Below are 21,951 nucleotides of genomic sequence, written 5' to 3'. Positions count from 1 at the left end.
AAACGGAACTCCCCGGGCTGCCCCCGGCACTGGACATACCGGAGATAATCGCCCACACGCCCCGTCTGCGCAAACCGTTCCCAAGCCGAAATTTCATTCATTTCCCACACATCCCCCTTTCGACGGAAACTACCTTTTTCAGTATTCTCCGCCATGCATGGAGTATGTCAGGGAAAATCTGTCTTAGCGATTATAAATTAAAGTCCGTTTTATCATAACCCAGGCTGCGGAGCACGGCTTCACGGTTGCGCCAGTCCTCCTTCACCTTCACCCAAAGCTTCAGATTGATTTTGCAGTCAAAAAAACGCTCCATATCAGCGCGGGCATAGCTTCCAATTTTTTTCAGCATCGAGCCGCCCTTGCCGATGATGATCGCCTTGTGATTTTCCTTCTCACAGAAAATCGTGGCGTCCACGTCGGTGATCCCGCTGCCATCGTCGCGTTCCCGCATGCGCTCCACCGCCACGGCCGCGCCGTGCGGAATCTCCTTGTCCAAGAGACGGAGCAGCTTTTCGCGGATCATTTCCCCTGCCAGAACGCGCTCCGGCTGATCCGTGAGCGTATCAGCATCGAAAAAGTGTCCGCCCGGCTGGCAAAGCTTTTTCAGCTCCGGGATCAAATCACTCTGGATCCCGCTGCCGTCCTGCGCCGAAACAGGGACAACCGCTTCAAAAGGATACAGCGTGTTCCATTCCGCAATCTGCGCCATGAGGGCCGATTTATCCTTCAGGGTATCAATCTTGTTGATCGCCAGCACGGCGGGAAGCTGCTGCGCACGGCAGCGCTCGAGCAGATCGCGGTCCGCGTGAGAAACCGGCGCGCCCGCCTCCGTGACCAGCAGGCAGACGTCAACGCCCGCCACCGATTCTGTCACCGAGCGGGCCATATATTCGTCCAAACGGCTGTGAGGCTTATTCAAGCCCGGAGTATCGAGGAACACCAGCTGATCCTCCCCCTCCGTCAGCACGCCCATGATGCGGGTGCGCGTCGTCTGCGGCTTGCTGCTCACAATGGCCACCTTCTGGCCCAGCATCCGGTTAAGCAGGGAGGATTTCCCCACATTTGGGCGGCCTACAATGGCCAAAAATACCGACCGGCCCTCCCGGTTCGGTTCCAACATATTCCAGTCCTGCGGCAAAGCTTCCATTCCTTTCTGCATTTCACTTTTCCGTCCCGCCGTTTTTTGAGCTTTCCCAATCCTCTCCCGGCTTTTCCGGTTTATCCCCGCGTCCGGGCAATACGACAAACAAAGCTGCCGCCAGGAGAGAAGCAGCCAGAAGCGCCAAACGCCACGGCGCATCCAAAAACCATGCCGTGATTACAGAAAAGCGCTCCGGTCTCCAGAACAGAACGACTCCCACACCCACAGCAGCCATTGCGCTCAGCAGAACAGCGCCCGCCGCCAGATCCTTGACGGAACCGATCCGCCGGGCAAAGCCGGGGGACACATAATCGCACAGATCCTCCGCGGCCGTATTGAACACCTCCGCTGAGAGGACCGCACCGATCGTCACAAACAGAACGGCAAGCTCGGCGCGGCTCAGACCGAAAAAGCCCGAGAAAAACAGGACGTACAGCGCCGCCATCGTATGGAAGCGCATATTTCTTTCGTTTCTCAGGCAGCGCACAATCCCTCGGATCGCACACCGAAGGCTCTTATGAAACGGAAAATTCATTCGTCGCCCAAAACATAGCTGCTGGTGCTGGGCAGGCCCAGCTGAGACATGACCTGCTCCTCCTTCTCGCGCATCCGCACGCGATCCAGGCCTGATTTCTCGTGATCATACCCCAGCAGATGCAGCATGGAATGGGCCGTCAGATAGCCGACCTCTCGCTCCAGCGAATGGCCGTAGCGCGATGCCTGCTCCACTGCCTTCTCCATTGAAATCACAATATCTCCAAGGATCTTTGCACCCGTATCGTGATTGACGTCGTACTCCCCATTTTCTCCCATCGGGAAGGAGAGCACGTCCGTCGGCATATCCTTGTCCCGGTACTGGCGGTTCAGCTCATGGATCTGCTCGTTGTTCACAAACGTCACGCTGATCTCCGCAGGGCCCTGAAAATTCTCCATGCGCAGCACGGCGTTGCAGCAGCGGCGCACCAGCATGCGCAGGCCTGTTGGGATTTTCACATTTTTCTGCTTGTTGTCGATGACCACTCTGATTTTTTCCATTTTCCGCGTCCTCCGTTTACTCCTCCCCGCCCGGTGCTTTTCTACTTTTGCATTCCCGGCAAAGGGTATTCCTTTTCATTTACTCTGATTTTACTGCAATTTTATGAAGAAATGAAGAGAATTTGTTAAACAAATCTAAAAATCAGCGTCTTTCTTCCACCTTCTCATACGCCTTGATGATATCCTGCACCAGACGGTGACGAACCACATCGCGGCCGTCAAAACGCACCTGCGCGATGTCATCAATATCCCGCAGGATCCGCATAACCTCCTTGAGGCCTGATTTGCGCCCGTCCGGCAAATCAATCTGCGTCACGTCGCCGGTGATCACCATCTTCGAGCCAAAGCCCAAACGGGTAAGGAACATTTTCATCTGCTCCTGCGTGGTATTCTGCGCCTCATCCAGAATGATGAAGCTGTCATCCAGCGTCCGGCCACGCATGTAGGCCAGCGGCGCGACCTCGATGTTCCCGCGCTCCACATATTTCTGGTACGTTTCCGCGCCCAGCATATCAAACAGGGCGTCATAGAGCGGGCGCAGGTAGGGGTCTACCTTCTGCTGCAAATCGCCCGGCAGAAATCCCAGCTTTTCTCCCGCCTCCACCGCCGGGCGCGTGAGGATGATACGGTTTACCTCCTGCGCACGGAAAGCGGTTACCGCCATCGCCACAGCCAGATACGTCTTACCTGTGCCGGCAGGGCCTACGCCGATGGTGATGGTGTGCTCACGGATGGCGGTGCAGTACCGCTTCTGTCCCAGTGTTTTGGGTTTCACGGGCTTTCCCTTGCTGGTAATGCAGATACAGTCTCCCGCGAGCGCTGTGATCTTTTCTTCTCCGCCCTCGCGCACCAGGGAAATACAGTAGCGGATGTTCTGTTCCGTCAGCCCTTCGCCCCGGTTGATCAGGCCCAGAAGGCTTTCGATCGCCCGCACAGCCAGCGCCACGTTTTCCGGCTCACCGGACACCTTGATTTCCGCGTCCCGCGCCACAATCGAAACCTGAAACTCCGCGCTCAGCAGCCGCACGTTTTCATCCATACTGCCAAAAAGGGCGGCCGCTTGATCCATTCTTTCTATATTGATCCTTTGTTCAAACATTCCATCGCTCCCATAGATCCTGACAATCTATCCAAACATCCGTCCGTGCCGTTTCTGTTTTTTAGGCAAATCAGGACGCAGGAATTATTGTATAGTGTTCACATAAATTTAATAAATTATTATTCAATTTGTTCGTAATGATTATAGCACATTTTCTTCCTTCCGTCATCTGCTTTCCCGTTAAAAAAGTGATGAAATACACGCCTTCAATTTGGTGAATTTACAAGGATTTCCGTCTCCACCGCAATATCTTCCTCACACTGGGCATGAAGCGTATAATACAGCACGCCGTTTTCCTGTGAAATGCTCTCCTTTCCGTTGAGAACCGTGAGACCCTTCAGAGCGCTTTTCTGTCTCTCCACCTCGGCCCGCGCTGCCTCCAGGGCTTCCTCCGGCGTAAGCAGCCGTTCCCGGACAGACACCTCCCTCCAGGTTTCCTCCAGCCACGAAACAGGAAGCTCCACACCGTTGGCGCGAAGCACGGTCCTCACCGATTCCTTTTCCCAGCCCTCGCCCGGTTCCTCTGTGAGCGTCAGGGGCAGCCGCAAATCGAAAAAGGATGCGCTTCTTCTGCTGATTATCTGTCCCGACGGTTCCTCAATCGTCTCCGTCATCGGGATCTGTGCGGAAAACTCCCGAACGGTGGAAGCGATCACACGGCCCGAAGCGTGCCGCAGGGAGACGTTTCCATAGGGATCCTCCATCACCCCGCTGATCAGAAGCTGATCTGCCGTCACCGCGTCTCCCACATTGACCACGGGCGTTCCGGCATACACCTCCAGGCGCACGATTTGGCCCGATGCGGCAGCTTTTACGTTGCCGGGCTGCTTCCAGGTGTCCATGTCCGGTTTCTCCACGCCTTCAGAAAGCTCGATATAGACCGCGCTGCCCTGTGTATTCACCGTCAGCCAGGTCACATGCGGAAAACGGAGCATCAGCTGCTGCTCCGCCTGCAAGGGATCCACACTGCTGCGCCACGCACCCGGTACAAGCCCAATCTCCCGGCAGGCCGCCTGCAATTCCTCCTGTGTGATGCTTTCCAGCCCCTGCGCCTGCACACACCAGACCTGCTGCGAGAGGATCGTCAAAATCACCGCGCCCAGTACAGCTCCTGTCACAAGCCCTTTTCTCCGGCGGAGCCAGTAGGTGCGGAAAGGAAGCCCTCTTTTCTCCTCTACCCGAAGGCGGCAATGCGCGCTGCGGGCACACCCCAGGAGCTGGGAATACTGCCCCGCGCGAATCCACGCACCCGGCGTTTCTCCTGCCTGCATTCCCCACAGAACAATCCCACACCGTGCGCAATGATTGAAAAAACGCTCCGCCGAACCCTCGATCCGAAACCGCACCGATCCCCAAAACCAGCGCGTGAACTGTACGAGCATACCGGCGCCCCCTTATATCATAAATTCCATTCCCAGCAAAAAGCCTTCCACCACCAGGGAATCCGCCGTCATACAGCGGATTTTCAGGCCTCGCCCCGTAAAGCGCACCACAAGCCTTCCGGCCCGCACGCGAACCACACCGTCATCGTATTCCAGAATTCCCTGGCAGCCCTCCACCACCGCTTCCCGGTTGCCCAGAAGCTCAATATGCGGGCCGCTGACCGCACGGTGCAGCAGCGTCAGCCCTCCCTTTTGTGCGCCGCTCTGTTCCCCCAAAGCGTTTCCGCCTCCTTTATGCCGTATCCGCCGCCCATGGCGGGCCGCTGCCTCATTCCTATGCACCGTGCTTGTCATGTATGCCGCCCTGTCCGCATAGGATCCGGTAAACGGCTATTTCAAAGAGGAGGAAAATCTATGAAAAAAAAGACGGAGCTGCTGCGCTGCACCATCCTGCTTCTGATCTCGCTGGGGGCGGGACTGGCCCTCTCACTTTTTCCGGACACAGCGGCGCGCGGTGCGGCTCGTGGGCTGAACGTCTGTCTGTCCGTTCTGGTTCCTTCGCTGTTCCCTTTCCTGGTGCTCAGCGTCTTTCTGGTCCGCTCCGGTGCGGCTGCCCTGCTGGGGAAGCTGCTGGAAGGACCCATGCGCTTCCTGTTTCGCCTGCCCGGATGCTGTGCTCCCGTGATCCTGATGGGAATGGCAGGCGGCTACCCCGTCGGTGCGCGGGGGACCGCCGCTCTCCTGCAAGCGGGAGAGATCGATGAAAAACAAGCCCGGCGAATGACCCTATTCTGCGTCAACGCCGGTCCCGCGTTTGTGCTGAGCGCCGTGGGAGCCGGTTTTCTCCACAGCCCCAGAGCGGGAGGGATCCTTCTGGCTTCCAGCCTTTCCGCGGGTCTTGTACTTGGCGTTCTGCTGCGCGGTCATGACCCTCTCACGGTACAATCCCGCTCTATCTCCCGTGCGCCCGCAAAAGCCGGAGACGCTTTGGTCGCTTCCGCGTTTGACGCCTGCCGTTCTCTCGCCGCGATGTGCTGCTTTGTCATCCTGTTCGCCGTTATTCTGGAGTTTCTCTCCATTTTGATTGCCCCGGGAATGATGCTGGCCTGCCTGTCCGCAGTTCTGGAGATCACAGGCGGCTGCCGCGATCTCACCGCACAAGGGGCGCCTTTATGGCTCTTTGCCGCCGCACTTGGCTGGGGCGGTCTGAGTGTCCAGCTTCAAATCCTCTCTCTGCCCGGCGCACCCCGTCTTTCCTACCCACGCTTTGCGCTGGCGCGCCTTGCACATGCCGTTCTGGCTGTTCCGTTCGCCGTTGTGCTCAATGCCATTTTCCCGCCTGAAATCACCGCACAGGAGGTTTTTTCCAACACCTCTTCCCAGCCTGCCGCCGATTTGGGAGGCTCACCCATCGCAGCAGGAGCACTGCTTGTCTGCTGCGCCGTTTTTCTGGCGGCCTGCTATTCTCCCCGTTTTGGGGCAGGACGCGGCAAAAAAGAAGCCCATGGAAGATTATGAAACAAAAAGGACGTGCTTGCAGGCGAAAAGCCTGCAAGCACGTCCCATTCATCTATGAGAGTCAGAAGAATTTCCGAATCAGCGCGACCGCGAAGTCCCTGATGGTAATTCTTCTCTTGCGAACAATAAAGAGCGTCGTGGTCAGCAATGCACCGAACAGCACAACCGCAAAGGCAATCACACCGTTTCCGATGTCATCCGTCTGCCCGGCCTGCTGATCCTTCGTGGCAGCATGAACCGTCTGCACGAAAATACCGTTCGTCACCTCTGCGGCAGAGGAAACACTCCCCACCACCTTGGCGGCGGCTGCTTCTGCCGGATCGTCGGAAGAAGCGGAGCGGGCGGCAGTGTTTTCGCCGTCATCGGTCGTGGCGGCAGCTGCGGCAACCTTGTCTTCACTCTCGGAAGCCGCTGTATCCTCCACAGGCTCTTCCTCCGTCTCCTCGGGCTCTTCGGCCTTCGGAGCGGGGATGGCATCATCGGAGAAGATGACATTCTGCTCATCCATCGTCAGGATTCCATCCGGCTCCATCCCGGCAGCCGTCTGGTAAGCCAGAACCGCTTCCTTGGTGGTATCGCCGTAGAAGAAGGACGTTTCACCCTCCATATAGCCCAGCTCGATCAGGCGTTCCTGAAGCTGACGAATGATGCTGCTGTGGTAACCGGGATACACGGTGCCGGGCTCCTCGTTCAGCGGAGCGCTGGAGGAGAACAGACTCTCCTGCGTCGCCACATCCGCGATACCGGTCACTTCCAGGCCCGCGGCCTTCTGATACAGGGAAACGGCATCCTTGACCATCTGGTCATAGTAGTCGTTGATCATCTCATAGTAATAGTCCAGCTCGCTCAGACGGGTTTGCAGGCGGGTTACAGCCGCGCCCTTGCTGTCCAGTCCCAGATCCACATACGTTACCGTCTCGGTCTGTGTGGAGCCGCCGGAATTGGACGAGCCGGTGCTGGTGGACGGCGCCGTATAGCTGTTGCCCGAGGAAGGCTGCTGAACGGGAGCTTCCACCTGCGGGGCCTGCACAGCATTTTCCGGAGCGCTGCCCGCAATGCGGCCGCTTGCGTCAAAGGTATAGGAAACACCGTCAATCTCTTTGGTGCAGCTCACCACATACTGTCCGTTTTCATAATAATAATCCGCGCCGTTGAAGGTCACCCAACCGGTTGTCGGATAGGAAACACCGGGAACCTTATACCATTTCTGCCAGCCGTGAGCGCTTGCGGCTTCATAGACCGTGTTGCTGCTCGTATCCCGGCAGTCAACCGCCATGCCGCCGCCAACATACACGCCAACGTGACCCGGCTGCCACAGCCCCAGCCCATGGATGCGGGGCAGCGAAGAGAAGGAGCCGGATTCCGCCGCGCTGCTGATCTGCATGCCGCTGCTTCTGGCCGTGCCGCTGTAGGAATAAATCAGACCGGAGCAGTCGCTGTACACCCGGCCGCCCGAGGTCTGGCCGCTCGCGCCGTAGCGGTAGAGCCATCCATTCGAATACGCGGCAAGCGCATGCTCCGCCAGACCGACGCCCGTTCCCGCCGCCGAAACCTGCGGGGTGGGAAGCTTTCCTACTATCATCATGGCTACCAGAGCCAGCATCATCACAAACGAAATCCATTGCTTTCTTTTCATCCGTTTTCAGCCTCCTGTGCTATGTAGATCCTTTTCTATCTTATTATTATCCGCATACCCATTCTTCGCGGAGAAATCTCGCAAAAAGATTACAATTAGTAACAAACTGGTTACAGTTTAGCACAGCTTGGTTACAACTTCAACCCCTAAAAAGCGGAAAGACGTAAAAATTCATAATTTAGACAAATATTTTTGCTTTTTTCACAGAAAAGAAGCGCAAGAAAAAAAGACCGGTGTTTCTTCGAGCCTGATTTGCTCTTCGAAACACCGGATTTTCATCTGGATTTCAATTCTTATGACACTATTTCGAACTTACAGCAAACCCTTTACGATCTCATCGGTATGCATGCCGCGCGATCCTTTGACAAGAACCACATCCCCGGGCTGCAGATGGGCGCGCAGGAAAGCAAGGGCTTCCTCATTGGTGCGGAAGCTGTGGCAGGCCGGAGGCGCGGCATACGACCGCGCTCCCGCCGCGATCCATCTGGCCCGCTCGCCAACCGTCACCAGAAGGCTGACACCGCCGCGCGCCGCGCAGAGACCTACCTCCTCATGCGCTTTTTTCTCGATCGCGCCCAGCTCCAGCATATCCGCCAGAACCGCCACATGGCGTCCCGGGATGCCGCCGAGCACCTCTAAGCTGCTGTAGATGGCGTCCGGGCTGGCATTATACGAATCGTCGATCACCGTCAGGCCATGTGCGGTGCGGTGGATCTGCTGGCGCATCGCCAGCGGGGCGTATCCGGCCAGAGCATCCGCCGCCTCCTGCAAATCGCCGCCCAGCTCCTTCGTGACAGCCAGCGCAGCCAGCGCGTTGCGCACGTTGTGCGCGCCGGGAACCGGAAGCTCCACGGTTACGCTGCCCCATGGAGAGTGGGCTGTAAACTTTGTCCCATCGCCCTGGCGCTCGATCTGCTCCGGACGGTAATCACACCATGGAGCCATACCGAACCAGACCTTCCGCACCGCCGGCATCCGATGGCGCAGCCCGGCCAGATGCGGGTCGTCACCGTTGAGAAACAGAATTGAGCCAGGTAAAAAGGCGTCCGTAATATGCAGCTTTTCCGAAAGAATATTTTCCTGCGAGCCAAGCTGCTGGATGTGGGACACACCGATGTTCGTCATCACCGCATACTGCGGGCGCGCAACCTGTGCCAGACGTGCCATTTCCCCGAAATCGCTCATACCCATCTCAATCACTGCCACCTCATGCTCAGGAAGCAGGCGAAACATGGTAAGGGGAAGGCCGACCTGGCTGTTCTGATTTCCCTCGGTTTTCATGGTGTTCCAACGGGAGGAAAGGGCAAGAGCCACCATTTCTTTTGTGGTGGTTTTACCCACACTGCCTGTAATGCCGATCACGGGCAGTGTAAAGCGGGAGCGGTAAGCCGCCGCAATCCGGCGCAAAGCCTCCACCGTGTCCGGCACGGCAATCCACACGTGATTATCCTGTTTTTCCGTGTCGTTCTGCGTCAGCGTTGCGGCGGCTCCCGCCGCGAATGTCGCGGAAATGTAGGCGTGCGCATCCGTTCTCTCTCCCCGGATCGGCACAAACAGGGCTCCGGGTGAAATCTTTCTGCTGTCCGTACTCACGGAGGTAATCATAGTCTGCGGATCGCCGCAAAGGATTCGCCCCCCGCAGGCCTCGGCAATTTCCAGCGCTGTCATTTGCATGCTGCTTCCCCCTTTTCCCCGCCAGCCAGAATCGCGGCAATCACTTCGCGCTCATCGTAGTGATGGCGCTCGCCCCGGATCTCCTGATAATCCTCATGACCCTTGCCCGCCAGCACCACAATATCTCCCTCCTGCGCATTCTCAATGCACCAGCGGATTGCGTCCGTCCGGTTGGGGATCACGATATATTCTCCGTCTGTTTTGTCGAGTCCTGTGCGGATATCCGCAATGATGTCCATCACATCCTCAAAACGGGAATTGTCCTCCGTCACCACGGAGAGATCCGCCAGCCGCCCGCTGGCCTCTCCCATCTCATAGCGCCGGGCACGCGGCCGGTTGCCGCCCGCACCGAACAGACAGATCAGGCGGTGCGGGTGGTATTCCCGCAGCGTCGTCAGAATGCTCTCCATGCTCACAGCGTTGTGTGCATAGTCGATCAGCAGCGTATAGTTCCCCGGCACCGGAACAGGCTCCACGCGCCCCTTGACCTTGACGCGCGCCAATCCGCGCCGGATCGCCTCATCCGGCACATCAAAAAGCGTACAGACAGCCGCCGCTGCCAGTGCGTTATAGACGTTGAAATGGCCTGGAATGTCTACCTCCACATCCAGATCGCGCCGGCCCTTCATCGTGAACCCGACGCCAAGGAATCCCGGACGTGTGACAAGATGTTCGTTTTCCGCGTAAAGCTCCGCCTGCCGGGAAAAACCGAAGGTCTGGAGACGGCAGGTGTGCCCCTGTGTCACGCCCTCCCAGGCGGGATCGTCAAGGTTGACAACGCCCGTTTCGCAACGGGTGAAGAGCATGCTCTTGCAAGCGAGGTATTCCTCCATGTCCTTGTGCTCCTCCCCGCCGATATGATCCTCCGAAAAATTCGTGAACACACCAGCAAAAAAGGGCAGCGAATCGAGACGGTGATCACGCAGGCCGATCGAGGAGGCCTCCAAAACAGCAGCTGTGCAGCCCGCGTCAATCATCTGACGCAGCGCCCGCTGGATCTCATAGGATTCCGGTGTGGTGTTTACCGTGTGGATGTGTTCTTTTCCAATCTCAATACCCACCGTGCCGATCATGCCCGTGGCAATTCCCGCTTCCTCCAAAATGGCGCGCACCATATGGGCTGTCGTGGTTTTCCCCTTGGTACCGGTGATCCCCACCACGCGCATATGCTCAGCAGGGCGGCCAAACAGGGCGGCGCTCATCTCCGCGAGAGCCGGACGGGTCTTTTCCACCAGAACAAGCGGCACGCCATCCGTTTCCACTTCACGCTCCGCAATCACGGCGCAGCAGCCCGCCTTTACAGCCTGGGCAGCATAGCTGTGCCCGTCGGCGCGTGTGCCGCCCAGGCAGACAAAAGCCTTACCCGGCCCGGCCTTGCGCGAATCATAGACCAGATCGGAAATCTCCGTATCCAGATCGCCGTGAGCGGTATACGTCAGGTTTGTCAGCAAATCTTTCAGTTTCATGAAACGCCTCCTGTCCGCGCGTCGGATCGTGGGATCCCACCGCATGGATCATAATCTATAGATAAATGGATCTGAAACAAAATAGATAAAGCGCATACTGTTTACCAGATGGTACTCAGGGCAAACAGAAAGACGGCAGGCTCATACAGGTGCATAATCACATGATCCCGCAGACGCGACTGCTTCTCATGAACAACGCCATCTCCCAGCACCATATCCGACACACAGAAGCACGCGGCCCCCAGCGCGAGACAGACAGACGAGGGACCGGGCCGCAAAAACGGAAGGGCAACCGCAAGAGAAAACATGCCGAACAGAAAAGCCGGATACAGACACATTGGCACAGCGCGTTTGCCAAGCGTGGGAATTTCCTTTCCATAATAAAGCCAGAGCAAGCCATACAGCACCGCCCAGGGCAAAAGGCTCCACAGCGTAGGCGGCGCCTGGCGCACAAGATACACCATCAGCAGAATATGGGCGGTGAGGAACGAAAGCACACCGGAAACAAAATGGACCCCAATCAGGACATCGGAAATCAGGCAGACGCACAGAGCCGCCAACAGCAGATAGTGCTCTCCCCCGCTGCGCAAAGAGCCGGACAAGCACAGAAGCACCGGCATCAGCGTCGCACAGGCTTTCCAGAACAGACTGCCCCGTTTCGGGCTGTCCAGGTACAGATACAGACAAGCTTCCATGCCAAGAAACAGAACAACAGCGAGCACAATCTCCGTCACAGCCATTCAGCCCCTTTCTCAGTCACCGGGAAACGGCGTCCCATCGATCAGCGCATACAGCTTTTCGATCTCCTTTTCGTTGGTATAGTCCTGCGCCGCAAGGGCAGCGGTAAAACGATCCCGCAGCTTCGTATCGGAAAGCAGACGCTGCAGCCCCTCCGCGATCCCCTCCGGCGTCATGGGAACAATCAGCCCGTTTTTCTCCGAATCAATCTGATCGGCCGCCGTGGAAAAGTCGGTGAGCAAAATCGGACGCGCCATCACCATCGCCTCGTCCACCGCAATACTCTTTCCCTCAAAACGCGAGGTCTGCGCGTAGATATCGCAGGCACGGAGGAAGGGATACGGGTTGGCCTGCTCCCCCAAGAAGAAAACGGTATCCTCCAGACGGAGCTGCTCCCTCTGCATGCGCAGATCCTCCTCCTCCGGACCAACGCCGATGATATACCAGCGGAACGAATAGCCCCGCTTTTTCATAAGCATGGCGGCCAGAAGCGCCAAATCCAGCCCCTTTTGGTGCGAAAGCCGGGCAATGGTCAGGATTCGCGGACCGGAAAAATCGTCTCCAAAATCAGCCGGCTCCTGCGCCATCTGCTTCATAAAACCCGCCGAAATGATGTTGTAAATCACATGAAACCGGTTTTCCCTGCCCGGGAAAGCCTCGCACAGCGCGTCCCGGCAGGATTCCGAAACCGTACAGAGAGCGTGAAGGCGATCGACATAGCGCCGGTCGAGATCCGCGTTCAGGCCCATGGCTCCATAATCTCCATGGATAAATCCAATCTTTCGCTTGGCCTTCACCCTTGAAACGGCATAATAAATCGGCTGGCCCTCCATAAAGGCCACCACCGCGTCATACTCCTTCTGCGAAGCACGGATAAAATGCTTTTCAATCCGCCACATGCGGAACAGGCGGTCGCCCATCCCGCCCTGCGTTTTTCCCGCAAAGGTGACAAGCAGGCGGCACAGCGCGATCAGAGGATGCTTCTGCCGGATCAGAGCGGGGAATGCTTCCCGGATGTTTTTGCGGTATACGCCGGGAAAGAGCGATGGCAGATGGTTCACCTGCTCCGGCACACGGCCGAGAAATAACCCCTCGTCCGCGAAAAGCTGCAAATCCACCTCATAGCGATCATAATCAAACAACCCCAGCAGAGTGACCAGGCTTTTTTCGATCCCCCCGCTGTGCAAGCTGAAATTAACAAACAGGACCTTCTTTTTCTCCACAGAGCATCCCCCTTATTTTTTTCCCGCGTCGCGCCGAAGGGAGCGGGAATAAGCGCTGTAAAACACATAGGCCGGCAGCGTCATCCCCGTGCGGATCACCAGGCGGATCAGGCGATCCGCCTTTGTGCACGCCTTGAGATATCCGGACGCGGCCGCTCTGCGCACAAGCGGCTGGCGCAGGATACCGTGCACTTCTTTCCAGCGCCCCGGGAAGGAAGCCGGATTGTTTGGAGAAAACACATTCACCAGCGCGCTGTGGGCGCCGCTGCGCAGCAGCCACGCGAGATGGCGTTCCCCATACTCCTCCTGCAGGCCCTGCGACACCAGAAAATGCTCCACCACCTCATAGCAGCGAAGCAGCATCTCCATTTTCCCCGGGCGGTAGCGCGTGCTCAAAGAGTCCGGGTTATAGCGGTAGTGGTAGTATGCCCCATCCACAAAGAGAACACGCCCTGCCAGCACATGCGCCTGAATGGAAACCGGCAGATCCTCCAGCATAATCTCCTGCTCTTTATAATAGGAAAGGTGGTTCCTCATAAACCATTCCCGGCGGTACAGCCTGCGCCACGCGCAGCCGAGCATTTCCACGCTCCTCCAAACGCCGGAATCCGGACCGGGTCCGATCAGCTCCGCCAGTACACGGTGCGCGGTTTCCTCCTGTGAGGCTGCCGGATCGATGGGGAGGGAGCAGACGCGGCTCACACCATCCGTCACATTTTCGCGGACAAACTGAAACACGGTGAGATCCGCCCCATTCGCGTCCGCCGCGGCGGACAGTTTTTCAAAAGCGTCCTCCTCCAGCCAGTCGTCCGAATCCACAAAGGCGAGATATTCACCAGTTGCTTCCCGCGCACCCCAGTTCCGTGTATCGCCCAGCCCGCCATGCGGCTTGTCGATCACCCGCACCCGCGGATCGCTCTCAAAGCGGCGGGCAATCTCAAGGGAACGGTCGGGAGACGCATCGTTCACCAGCAAAATCTCCAGATCGGTGAGTGTCTGCCGCAAAAGGCTGTTCACGCACTGCTCCAGATACTGCTCCACCCGATAGATCGGGACCACTACACTGACCTTTGCCAAATCAAAATCCTCCCCTCTGATTCTCCTAAATTATAGCATCCCGCTTTTGCGAATACAAGCAAAAGCGCACTTCCCGGAAAATCGACAGGAATCTTTAAGATTTGATATTTTTAATAATTTATGAACTCAAATACTGTCATATCCACTGATCTCCTGAAATAGAATTGACAAGGGAAATAAAATCAGGTAAGATGGATTTGTTTCCGATCCGTGAACAAGGATCAGAATAATTGAAGGAGGGTCTTTTTCAACATGGATAACGCAAAGAATATGTCTATCGCGGCTCTGATTTGCGGAATTCTGGGCATTGTCGGTTCCTTTATCCCGGTTGTCCAGTATTTCACTCTGATCCTGGCCATTCTGGGCATCGTGTTCGGTGTGAAGGGCCGTAAGATGGCTGCCGACAACGAGAAGGGTCTTGCCACTGCGGGTCTTGTGCTCGGCATCATCGGCACCGCTTTCGCCGCTATCGGCGTGATCTGCGTGGTCTGCGCTGCCGGCATTTTTGCTGCTGCTGGTATGGCTGCCTGATTTTATCACGACATCCGTTGAAAATGCGATGCGTCCGCGGGCGCATCGCATTTTTTCTTGACCTGTAAAAAGGAAGGTGCTTCTTTGATTCCACCGTTTGAGATTTTCGGCAAAACCTTTGCCATCTATCCCCTGATCGCGCTGGCAGGCTTCTTTGTCAGCGGGATCTTTGCCTGCGTCCAGATCAAAAAGCGCGGCTTCGATGAGAATGACATGATTTGCGTGCTTCTTTTCTGCGGTGTGGGAGCCCTGATCGGCGGCCATATGCTGTACGGTCTGACAAATCCCACGCTTTTTTTCCAGACCTTTTCCATGCTGCCGCAAACCGGCTTTTCCGAGGCCTTCTGGCAGTCGGCGGCCGCTACCTTCGGCGGTTCCGTCTTTTACGGCGGCCTTCTCGGCGGGATGGCCACAGGCGGACTGTACTATCGGAAAAAGCGCTTCCCCAACGATTTTGTGGATGTGATGGCGGTCAGCGTGCCGCTGTTTCACACCTTTGGCCGGATCGGCTGCTTTCTGGGCGGCTGCTGCTATGGAATCGAATGCTCCGTTGGTTTCACCTACACCCAGAATCCCATTACTATCGCCAACGGCGTGCGCCGTTTCCCGGTTCAGCTTCTGGAAGCGTTGTTCTGCTTTGCGCTGTTCCTCGTACTGTTTTCCCTGCTGCGCCGCGGGCTGTACAAGGGGCGTCTGCTCGCCGTCTATCTCTGCGTCTACGCCGTCGGACGGTTTTTCCTGGAATTTCTGCGCGGCGACTCCTATCGCGGATTCCTGTTTGGCCTGTCCACCTCGCAGATCATCAGCATCCTGCTGCTGATCGGAACCGTTGTATTTCTTTTGACCGATCAAAAAAGGAGAAAGCGGCCCGCTGCATCGTGACCCTTTCCCCCTGCTCCCCTGTCTTCTGTGAGAGACAGGGGAATTTTTCTTTTTCCGTTTTCCTGACAAATGCAAAAATCCCAGTCGCAAATGCAACCGGGATGCATGGAGCGAACGACGAGGCTCGAACTCGCTACCTCCACCTTGGCAAGGTGGCGCTCTACCAGATGAGCTACGTTCGCATATCAACTTTTTCTTCCGTGTCGCTTTCTCTCTCGGCGACGTGTGTTATTATATTACACGTTTTCAAAAATGTCAACACCTTTTTTCAAATTTTTTCTGATTTTTTTCGGGGCATTGAGCTTACCCCCGCAATGTGCTACAATAAACGTTAGAGAAACACCGCTTTGCGCGGCTCTGTGTTTTGGATCACAATGGAGGAGGCCCCGTTTTGAGCTATCTGTTAAATCTCGGCGCATGGAATTCTGTATTCGCCGTTCCTACCGAGCTGGTTGACCGGCACCTGAAGCTGGCCGGATCCGTCCAGCTCAAAGCCCTGCTGTGGCTGCTGCGCCATGGAGGCGAAAACATCGGGGAGGACGCCCTCTCCGACGCGCTTGGCGTGTCAAAAGCCGACGTGGCGGACGCCATGCTGTATTGGCAGGAGTGCGGCCTGCTTGTTCGGGATGAGGACGGCCGTTTCACCCCGCCCGCCCCCACTGCCCGGACAAGCTCTGTTGAGACACCTGCTCCAACGCCGGTCTCCTCAAAGCCTTTGACAGTGCAGACGGCGCAAGTGCCGTCCCCGCAGGAGACTGCCGCACACAAGCCTGCTCCCTTGCTGCCTACTCGTCCGCAAAAGCCGGACAACGCCTTTGTGGCCCAGCGCATTGCGGAAAGCCCGGAGATCGCCATGCTCATGCAGGAATCCCAGGTAATCCTCGGCCGTCTAATCAACAATGGGGACTCTTCCACCCTGCTGATGATGCACGATTACCTTGGCCTTCCCACCGACGTGATTCTGATGCTCCTGCAATATACCGTCAGTATAGGAAAATCCAATATGAGGTATATTGAAAAGGCTGCGATGAACTGGGCGGACGAAGAAATCAACACTCACGAAAAGGCAGAGGAGAAAATCCGCCGCCTGAGCGAAAGCTCCCGGGCCTGGGGTGTGGTCGAGCAGACGCTTGGCATTTCCAGACGTTCTCCCACCAAGCAGGAAACCGAGCTGGCCTCCCGCTGGATCAACGAGTGGCGCTTTTCTCCCGATATGATCCGGGAAGCCTATGAGCGCTGTGTGAACCAGACGGGCAAGCTGAGTCTGCGGTATATGAACAAGATTCTGGAACGCTGGCAGCGCGAGGGGATTCTGTCGCTGGATCAGGCGCGCCGGGAGCAGGAGCAGAAAGCTGCCGCACGCCAGGAACAGGAGGAAAACCGTATCTCTTACGACATCGATTCCTTTGAGCGTTCCGGCGCATTCGACAGCTTTACATCCTGAGAGGAGGGGCGCACTTGGGTTACAGCAAAGAGGTTTACCGCAATGCCGCCGCAAAACTCGCGGATCAGCGCGCCAAAGCGGAGCGCGAGGCGGAAGAACGCCGTTCTGCCTTTTTCAGCGCCTGTCCCCGCGCCGCGGAGATTGAACGCCAGCTTTCCCGTACGGCGCTGGCGGCTGCCCGCGCCGTTCTGGGGGGCGGAAATGTGCGCGAAAACCTTTCCCGGCTGAAAGAAAGCAACCAGGCTTTGCAGCGGGAACAGCAGGAGCTCCTGCAAAAAGCAGGGCTGCCAGGCGATTTTCTTACCGTGCATTACTCCTGCCCCAAATGCGAAGATACCGGCTATGTGGACGGGATCCTGTGCTCCTGTCTGCGCCAGGCTCTGCGGGAGGAAGCCTGCCGCCAGCTGAACGCTCTCACGCCGCTGTCTTTGTCCACCTTTGAAAGCTTTTCGCTGGACTATTATCCGGAGCAGACCCGCGCCTCCATGGAAAAAATCCTCTTCAACTGTATGGACTACGCAAAGAATTTTTCCTTTTCCTCCCCCAATATTATTATGATGGGGAGCACCGGCCTGGGAAAAACTCATCTTTCCCTCGCCATCGCCCGCGCCGTCATTGAAAAAGGCTTCGGCGTGGTGTACGGCTCCGTCAACAACCTGATTGAAAAGCTCGAGCGCGAGCATTTCGGCCGCGATGAGGAAACCTCCACCCGGCAAAGCCTGATGGACTGTGATCTCCTCATTCTCGACGACCTTGGAACGGAATTCCGCACCGCCTTCTCGGTGGCGGAAGTTTACAACCTGATCAATACACGTCAGATGACGCGGCGTCCCACCATCATCAGCACCAATCTGACCATGAAGGAGCTGGAAGCGGCCTATACCAACCGTTTTACTTCCCGCATCATCGCGGACTATGTCCGCTGCCTCTTTCAGGGAGACGACATCCGCCAGAAGAAGCGCATGCAGGCCTCCCAGCCCCGGCGGGCATAGCATCCATAGAACGGATCCGGCGGCATTTTTCAAATGCCCGGATCCGTTTTCTGCGGAAACACACGGGCGTTTTCCCCTTGCCCTTTGCGCCTGAATTTGAATGACAGGGAGATCTCCATGAACTACGAAGCACTTCGGCAGCAAATCAATCAATCCGATGAATACTCCACCAAGATCGGCCTGGTGGTCACAGAGCTTAGCGCGGACGGCGCACAGACAGAAATGCCCATCACGCCCGAATATCACAACCCCTTTCACACGGTACACGGTGGAATCCTCTTTACTGTGGCGGATGTAACAGGCGGAGTGGCAGCCTTCGCGCAAGGCTCTGCCGTCTGTACGGTGGACAGCAGCTTTCACTATCTCAATGCGGGCCTGGATACAAAATGCCTGCATGCCTGCGCCAAGGCATTGAAAATCGGCAAACGCCTGATGGTATACGATGTATTCGTTCGCGATGACCAGGGAACGCTGTTATGCAAGGGAACCTTCACATACTCCAAACTGAAGATCCCTGCTTCCTTCCCCAACTAAACCGGTTTTTGTGGAATCTTGGATTTTACTTTTTGTTGTATTTTTAATTATTTATCCAATTTGTATTTTAAATCGGCGGTGGTTTGATAAACCTCCGCCAGAAAGGTCGGAAAATTCCATGAAACTCTTCAAAAAGATTTGTTCTCTGTTCCTTGCCGCAGCATTTACCGTGTCAGCGGCTTCCTGCTCAGCAGGAACCTCCTCCTCTTCCTCCCCGTCCTCGTCCGACACTTCCTCGTCAGAGGCTGCCGTTTCACAGGCCGCCGAAAGCACTTTGGAAGATTCTTCGGATGCTGTGACGATTCGGATCGGCGCTTTGAAGGGGCCAACCGGTTTGGGGATGCTGCAGCTCATGCAGGAAGCAGCCGACGGTGAAAAGCCGTATACCTTTACTCTCGCGGGCGCGGCTGACGAACTGACCGGAAAAATCACAACAGGTGAGCTGGACGCTGTGGCTCTCCCCACTAACTCTGCCGCAGCCCTCTACAACAAGACAGGCGGCGAAATCCAGATCGCCATGGTAAATACGCTTGGCGTGCTCTATCTTGTCACCGCCGGTGACGAATCCATTTCCACTGTCTCCGATCTTGCGGGAAAAACCGTTTATTCCTCGGGTCAGGGAACCGTAGCCCAATATGCCTTTGAGTATATTCTGTTCGCCAATGGTCTGGAACCCGGCAAGGATGTCACCGTTGAATACAAGACGGAGCATTCTGAAATCGCCACACTGATGGCCTCCGGGCAAGCAGAAATCGCTGTTCTGCCGCAGCCCTTTGTCACACAGGCCACAAGCCAGAACAGCGATCTGAAAATTGCACTTGACCTGACCGAGGAGTGGGACAAGGCCGCCGGAGGAACAAGTATTCTGACAATGGGATGCCTGGCGGTGCGCCGTGAATTTGCGCAGGAGCACAAGGAAGCTCTCGACGCATTTCTGGAGGATTATCAGGCTTCTGTGGAATTTGTGAACGCAAACCCGAAAGAGGCTGCCGCAATCTCCGGTGAAATGGATCTGATTCCTGCCGCTGTGGCGGAAAAAGCTATTCCGGAATGTAATATCGTATACCTCGATGGAAACGACATGAAAGAAAAGCTTCCAGGTTTTCTTCAGATTCTCTTTGATGCCAATCCCAAATCCGTAGGCGGCGCCATGCCTGAGGATGACTTCTATTATGAAAAATAAGCCGAAGCTCCGCCGATTTCTCTTTTCCGCTCTGGCCGTGCTGTTCTGGCTTATGGTGTGGGAGATAGCCAGTCTCCTGGTTCATCTGGAACTCCTTCTTCCCTCCCCGGTACGGGTGGCGGAACGCTTGCTCACCCTTGCGGGAGAAACGGACTTCTGGGCAGCCGCGGGGGGCTCCATGCTGCGAGTCCTCTGCGGCTTTTTTCTTGCCCTGCTCACAGGGCTCTGTGGGGCGGGGCTTGCGTTCCGCTTTCCCGCCGTCGCCGCACTGCTCCGCCCGCTGCTGAGTATCATCAAAGCGGCCCCGGTAGCCTCATTTATTCTTCTGGCGTTGGTTTGGATCGCCTCTCCTGGCGTACCGGTATTTACTTCCTTTTTGATGGTATTTCCGATCGTGTTTGAAAATGTTCTGGGCGGTATCCGCAGTGCCGATCGGAATCTGGTGGAAATGGGACGGATGTTCCATCTTTCTCCCGTTTCGATGTTTCGATACATCTATTTGCCCTCCGCCGCCCCCTATCTCTCGACCGCCTGTACCTCCGGGCTTGGTCTGGCCTGGAAAGCGGGAGTGGCAGCGGAAGTTCTGGCAAACACCCGCTTATCGCTCGGTGGGCAAATCTATGCTTCAAAAATTTATCTGGAAACGCCCGATCTTTTTGCCTGGACCGCCGTTGTCATTGCCATGAGCGTGGCGCTGGAAAAGCTGGTGCTTTTGCTGATGCGGCGGCTTTTGACACTGCTTCACCTGGAGGCTGCTCATGCTGACCATTCAACACTTGACAAAAAGCTTTAACGGCATACAGGTTCTCCAAGACTTTTCCTGTTCCTTCCCAGAAACAGGCATTGTCAGCCTCGTCGGTCCATCCGGCTGCGGAAAAACGACGCTTCTTCGCTGTATAGCCGGACTGGAGCACCCGGACAGCGGCATTGTGTCCGGCATACCGGAGCGCATCGCTTACTGTTTTCAGGAGGATCGGCTTCTTCCCTGGCGGACAGCGCTCGGCAACCTGGAAGCTGTACTGGGCAAGCGTGCCAGACGGGAAGCCCTTCGATGGCTTTCACTTGTTGGATTGGAGGAGGCTCAGCGGAAATACCCTGGAGAACTATCAGGAGGAATGCGCTCCCGCGTCGCTTTTGCCCGAGCGCTGGCTTTCGACGCTCCTCTTCTTCTTCTCGACGAACCGTTTCATGCGCTGGATTCCGGCACACGCGCCCAAATGGAACATCTGCTGGAGCAAGAAACCAAAAACCGCCTTGCTCTGCTTGTGACTCATCACACGCCGCCTGAGGGCTCAAGGATTATTCAGATGGGATTATAAGGCTTCCTGCGCTTCCTGTTCCCCTTTGCTGAACATGAGCAGAAAGCCGATCAGCAACAGAACAGCGGCGATCCAAATGGCCCCCCGCCCCAGAGCGATGGTAAGCACAGCTCCCAGCGCGGCGCCCACAGCAAACACCAGGATAATCACATAATAATGGATGCTGCGCCGTTTCTGCTCCGGATCATGGGTACGAAGGTAATGATAAAGATGCTCCGTAGCGCTGCGCATGTTTCCGATACACATCGTTGTGGCGCATGGGATACCCCGAAATTTGCGGAAGCTCTCGACCTGCATGGCGCAGGCAAAGGAAAGCAAAACGTTCGCGAACGTTGCCATGGTGTCCGGAAACAATCCGGCAAACACCAGCAGAATAATTTCTCCCAGCAGAATCACCTGACGCCAGTGCAGCACACGCACGCGCTCACAAAGGCTGCGGATCCATTCCGCGGCAAACACACCGAGCAAAAAGGATAACAGGGGAAACAGATAATGGAGAGCGGTTTCCCATCGTCCCATCGCCAAATTTTGCCCCAACAGAACGATATTTCCTGTCTGTGCATTCGCAAACACACCGCCTCGCCCATTATAAGAATAGGCATCCTGAAAACCTCCCGCGAGTGTCAGCACAATCCCAAGGATCATAGATTCCGACATTTGTCTTTTCTGCTGCAAAATAAAACACCTCTGTCAAACAAACGCACGCTCACGCCGCCTGCATAAGCGCTGGAATATTTGTCCATACTGTTTGCATAAGATTTACCGAAAGGCGGAGGATACGATGGAAAACGTACTCAAGCTGATCGTGCGCGGCAATCCGGAAACAGTGCGGGCAAGCCAGGAAACGAAAGCTGGAGAACAACGGCGCAAAGAGCTTCTGGATGAGCTTCGCGAGGTCCACAGAAGGCTGGCCTGCAACGAAGCATGGTTCCAGCTGGAAACCGATGAAGATTTGGTGGAAGCCTGCGTTTATGAGCGGCAGTCCCTGCTTGCACAGGGACGCAGTCTCTTTGAACGCGCAAAAAGAGAGCATGTGCAATGCGCGCCCTTTCTTTGAAAAAGGAAAGGGCCTGTGTA

At 56.3% G+C, this 21,951-nt stretch carries 23 protein-coding genes and 1 tRNA gene; 10 read left to right on the top strand and 14 right to left on the bottom strand.

Features of this window, described 5'->3' with window-relative positions:
* Window positions 1-190: 190 nt before the first annotated feature.
* From era to B5F35_RS09500, 6 genes are all read right to left on the bottom strand, one after another.
* Window positions 191-1,159, bottom strand: a complete 969-nt coding sequence (gene era / locus B5F35_RS09525; RefSeq protein WP_242969462.1) for a GTPase Era — start codon at window positions 1,157-1,159, stop codon at window positions 191-193.
* Between the two features lies 1 nt (window position 1,160).
* Window positions 1,161-1,676 (bottom strand): diacylglycerol kinase family protein, encoded by a 516-nt coding sequence (locus tag B5F35_RS09520; RefSeq protein WP_087240357.1) that lies wholly within the window; start codon window positions 1,674-1,676, stop codon window positions 1,161-1,163.
* Entirely contained in the window at window positions 1,673-2,176 is a 504-nt protein-coding gene (ybeY, locus tag B5F35_RS09515) for an rRNA maturation RNase YbeY (protein WP_087240355.1), read from the bottom strand. The genes B5F35_RS09520 and ybeY overlap by 4 nt, the downstream gene beginning before the upstream one ends.
* A 142-nt stretch (window positions 2,177-2,318) precedes the next feature.
* The gene (locus B5F35_RS09510; protein WP_087240353.1) at window positions 2,319-3,275 is read right to left on the bottom strand and encodes a PhoH family protein; all 957 of its coding nucleotides are present in this window, start codon (window positions 3,273-3,275) and stop codon (window positions 2,319-2,321) included.
* A 206-nt stretch (window positions 3,276-3,481) separates the two neighbouring features.
* Window positions 3,482-4,657 (bottom strand): sporulation protein YqfD, encoded by a 1,176-nt coding sequence (locus tag B5F35_RS09505; RefSeq protein WP_087240351.1) that lies wholly within the window; start codon window positions 4,655-4,657, stop codon window positions 3,482-3,484.
* Window positions 4,658-4,669: 12 nt separating this feature from the next.
* Window positions 4,670-4,933, bottom strand: a complete 264-nt coding sequence (locus B5F35_RS09500) for a YabP/YqfC family sporulation protein (RefSeq protein ID WP_242969460.1) — start codon at window positions 4,931-4,933, stop codon at window positions 4,670-4,672.
* Window positions 4,934-5,071: 138 nt separating this feature from the next.
* On the opposite strand from B5F35_RS09500, the gene B5F35_RS09495 reads away from it, so the two are divergent.
* The gene (locus B5F35_RS09495; RefSeq protein WP_087240347.1) at window positions 5,072-6,175 is read left to right on the top strand and encodes a nucleoside recognition domain-containing protein; all 1,104 of its coding nucleotides are present in this window, start codon (window positions 5,072-5,074) and stop codon (window positions 6,173-6,175) included.
* Between the two features lie 61 nt (window positions 6,176-6,236).
* Here the strand turns inward: B5F35_RS09495 and B5F35_RS09490 are convergent, their stop codons facing one another.
* The 6 genes from B5F35_RS09490 to B5F35_RS09465 form a co-directional block, all read right to left on the bottom strand.
* Window positions 6,237-7,811 (bottom strand): peptidoglycan-binding domain-containing protein, encoded by a 1,575-nt coding sequence (locus B5F35_RS09490; protein WP_087240346.1) that lies wholly within the window; start codon window positions 7,809-7,811, stop codon window positions 6,237-6,239.
* A gap of 312 nt (window positions 7,812-8,123) precedes the next feature.
* The gene (locus B5F35_RS09485; protein WP_087240344.1) at window positions 8,124-9,485 is read right to left on the bottom strand and encodes a UDP-N-acetylmuramoyl-tripeptide--D-alanyl-D-alanine ligase; all 1,362 of its coding nucleotides are present in this window, start codon (window positions 9,483-9,485) and stop codon (window positions 8,124-8,126) included.
* Window positions 9,476-10,951, bottom strand: a complete 1,476-nt coding sequence (locus B5F35_RS09480) for a UDP-N-acetylmuramoyl-L-alanyl-D-glutamate--2,6-diaminopimelate ligase (protein WP_087240342.1) — start codon at window positions 10,949-10,951, stop codon at window positions 9,476-9,478. Before B5F35_RS09480 ends, B5F35_RS09485 begins: the two co-directional genes overlap by 10 nt.
* 101 nt (window positions 10,952-11,052) lie before the next feature.
* Complete coding sequence (locus B5F35_RS09475) at window positions 11,053-11,691, bottom strand: lysoplasmalogenase family protein (RefSeq protein WP_087240340.1); 639 nt, start codon at window positions 11,689-11,691, stop codon at window positions 11,053-11,055.
* Between the two features lie 12 nt (window positions 11,692-11,703).
* Entirely contained in the window at window positions 11,704-12,912 is a 1,209-nt protein-coding gene (locus tag B5F35_RS09470) for a glycosyltransferase (protein ID WP_087240338.1), read from the bottom strand.
* A gap of 12 nt (window positions 12,913-12,924) precedes the next feature.
* Window positions 12,925-13,989, bottom strand: coding sequence for a glycosyltransferase family 2 protein (locus B5F35_RS09465; protein ID WP_162611394.1), 1,065 nt, complete (start codon window positions 13,987-13,989; stop codon window positions 12,925-12,927).
* Window positions 13,990-14,241: 252 nt separating this feature from the next.
* Here B5F35_RS09465 and B5F35_RS09460 point away from each other — a divergent pair, with 252 nt between their 5' ends.
* Together B5F35_RS09460 and B5F35_RS09455 are read left to right on the top strand one after the other, a co-directional pair.
* A complete protein-coding gene (locus tag B5F35_RS09460) occupies window positions 14,242-14,520 on the top strand; it encodes a DUF4190 domain-containing protein (RefSeq protein ID WP_087240334.1) in 279 nt (92 codons plus the stop codon).
* Window positions 14,521-14,604: 84 nt separating this feature from the next.
* A complete protein-coding gene (locus tag B5F35_RS09455) occupies window positions 14,605-15,402 on the top strand; it encodes a prolipoprotein diacylglyceryl transferase (protein ID WP_162611393.1) in 798 nt (265 codons plus the stop codon).
* A gap of 106 nt (window positions 15,403-15,508) precedes the next feature.
* Here B5F35_RS09455 and B5F35_RS09450 read toward each other — a convergent pair.
* Window positions 15,509-15,584: transfer RNA gene (locus tag B5F35_RS09450), tRNA-Gly, on the bottom strand.
* 209 nt (window positions 15,585-15,793) lie between these two features.
* Between B5F35_RS09450 and B5F35_RS09445 the strand changes: the two genes are divergently transcribed.
* From B5F35_RS09445 to B5F35_RS09420, 6 genes are all read left to right on the top strand, one after another.
* Window positions 15,794-16,846: a DnaD domain protein gene (locus B5F35_RS09445; RefSeq protein ID WP_087240330.1), complete on the top strand. Its 1,053-nt coding sequence runs from the start codon at window positions 15,794-15,796 to the stop codon at window positions 16,844-16,846.
* Between the two features lie 14 nt (window positions 16,847-16,860).
* The gene (locus tag B5F35_RS09440; RefSeq protein ID WP_087240328.1) at window positions 16,861-17,838 is read left to right on the top strand and encodes an ATP-binding protein; all 978 of its coding nucleotides are present in this window, start codon (window positions 16,861-16,863) and stop codon (window positions 17,836-17,838) included.
* A 117-nt stretch (window positions 17,839-17,955) separates the two neighbouring features.
* Complete coding sequence (locus B5F35_RS09435; protein WP_162611392.1) at window positions 17,956-18,372, top strand: PaaI family thioesterase; 417 nt, start codon at window positions 17,956-17,958, stop codon at window positions 18,370-18,372.
* A gap of 118 nt (window positions 18,373-18,490) precedes the next feature.
* On the top strand, window positions 18,491-19,555 hold the full coding sequence (locus B5F35_RS09430; RefSeq protein ID WP_087240324.1) for an ABC transporter substrate-binding protein: 1,065 nt from the start codon (window positions 18,491-18,493) through the stop codon (window positions 19,553-19,555).
* Window positions 19,545-20,348, top strand: a complete 804-nt coding sequence (locus B5F35_RS09425) for an ABC transporter permease (protein WP_087240322.1) — start codon at window positions 19,545-19,547, stop codon at window positions 20,346-20,348. Before B5F35_RS09430 ends, B5F35_RS09425 begins: the two co-directional genes overlap by 11 nt.
* Entirely contained in the window at window positions 20,314-20,874 is a 561-nt protein-coding gene (locus B5F35_RS09420) for an ABC transporter ATP-binding protein (RefSeq protein WP_087240320.1), read from the top strand. Before B5F35_RS09425 ends, B5F35_RS09420 begins: the two co-directional genes overlap by 35 nt.
* Here the strand turns inward: B5F35_RS09420 and B5F35_RS09415 are convergent.
* On the bottom strand, window positions 20,869-21,531 hold the full coding sequence (locus B5F35_RS09415; RefSeq protein WP_087240318.1) for a YoaK family protein: 663 nt from the start codon (window positions 21,529-21,531) through the stop codon (window positions 20,869-20,871). The genes B5F35_RS09420 and B5F35_RS09415 overlap by 6 nt on opposite strands.
* Window positions 21,532-21,655: 124 nt before the next feature.
* Here B5F35_RS09415 and B5F35_RS09410 point away from each other — a divergent pair, with 124 nt between their 5' ends.
* The gene (locus tag B5F35_RS09410; protein WP_087240316.1) at window positions 21,656-21,931 is read left to right on the top strand and encodes a hypothetical protein; all 276 of its coding nucleotides are present in this window, start codon (window positions 21,656-21,658) and stop codon (window positions 21,929-21,931) included.
* The last annotated feature ends 20 nt before the right edge of the window (window positions 21,932-21,951 follow it).

The sequence above is a fragment of the Anaeromassilibacillus sp. An200 genome (assembly GCF_002160025.1).
GTDB lineage: Bacteria > Bacillota > Clostridia > Oscillospirales > Acutalibacteraceae > Caccousia > Caccousia stercoris.
Note: the sequence above shows the minus strand (reverse complement) of the source record. Positions and strands in the feature narration are given on the sequence as shown.

Excerpts from the sequence above, each read along its gene's own strand:
- era (WP_242969462.1), bottom strand. The coding sequence starts at position 1,159 with ATGCAGAAAGGAATGGAAGCTTTGCCGCAGGACTGGAATATGTTGGAA.
- B5F35_RS09520 (WP_087240357.1), bottom strand. The coding sequence starts at position 1,676 with ATGAATTTTCCGTTTCATAAGAGCCTTCGGTGTGCGATCCGAGGGATT.
- ybeY (WP_087240355.1), bottom strand. The coding sequence starts at position 2,176 with ATGGAAAAAATCAGAGTGGTCATCGACAACAAGCAGAAAAATGTGAAA.
- B5F35_RS09510 (WP_087240353.1), bottom strand. The coding sequence starts at position 3,275 with ATGTTTGAACAAAGGATCAATATAGAAAGAATGGATCAAGCGGCCGCC.
- B5F35_RS09505 (WP_087240351.1), bottom strand. The coding sequence starts at position 4,657 with ATGCTCGTACAGTTCACGCGCTGGTTTTGGGGATCGGTGCGGTTTCGG.
- B5F35_RS09495 (WP_087240347.1), top strand. The coding sequence starts at position 5,072 with ATGAAAAAAAAGACGGAGCTGCTGCGCTGCACCATCCTGCTTCTGATC.
- B5F35_RS09490 (WP_087240346.1), bottom strand. The coding sequence starts at position 7,811 with ATGAAAAGAAAGCAATGGATTTCGTTTGTGATGATGCTGGCTCTGGTA.
- B5F35_RS09485 (WP_087240344.1), bottom strand. The coding sequence starts at position 9,485 with ATGCAAATGACAGCGCTGGAAATTGCCGAGGCCTGCGGGGGGCGAATC.
- B5F35_RS09480 (WP_087240342.1), bottom strand. The coding sequence starts at position 10,951 with ATGAAACTGAAAGATTTGCTGACAAACCTGACGTATACCGCTCACGGC.
- B5F35_RS09475 (WP_087240340.1), bottom strand. The coding sequence starts at position 11,691 with ATGGCTGTGACGGAGATTGTGCTCGCTGTTGTTCTGTTTCTTGGCATG.
- B5F35_RS09460 (WP_087240334.1), top strand. The coding sequence starts at position 14,242 with ATGGATAACGCAAAGAATATGTCTATCGCGGCTCTGATTTGCGGAATT.
- B5F35_RS09435 (WP_162611392.1), top strand. The coding sequence starts at position 17,956 with ATGAACTACGAAGCACTTCGGCAGCAAATCAATCAATCCGATGAATAC.
- B5F35_RS09430 (WP_087240324.1), top strand. The coding sequence starts at position 18,491 with ATGAAACTCTTCAAAAAGATTTGTTCTCTGTTCCTTGCCGCAGCATTT.
- B5F35_RS09425 (WP_087240322.1), top strand. The coding sequence starts at position 19,545 with ATGAAAAATAAGCCGAAGCTCCGCCGATTTCTCTTTTCCGCTCTGGCC.
- B5F35_RS09420 (WP_087240320.1), top strand. The coding sequence starts at position 20,314 with ATGCTGACCATTCAACACTTGACAAAAAGCTTTAACGGCATACAGGTT.
- B5F35_RS09415 (WP_087240318.1), bottom strand. The coding sequence starts at position 21,531 with ATGTCGGAATCTATGATCCTTGGGATTGTGCTGACACTCGCGGGAGGT.
- B5F35_RS09410 (WP_087240316.1), top strand. The coding sequence starts at position 21,656 with ATGGAAAACGTACTCAAGCTGATCGTGCGCGGCAATCCGGAAACAGTG.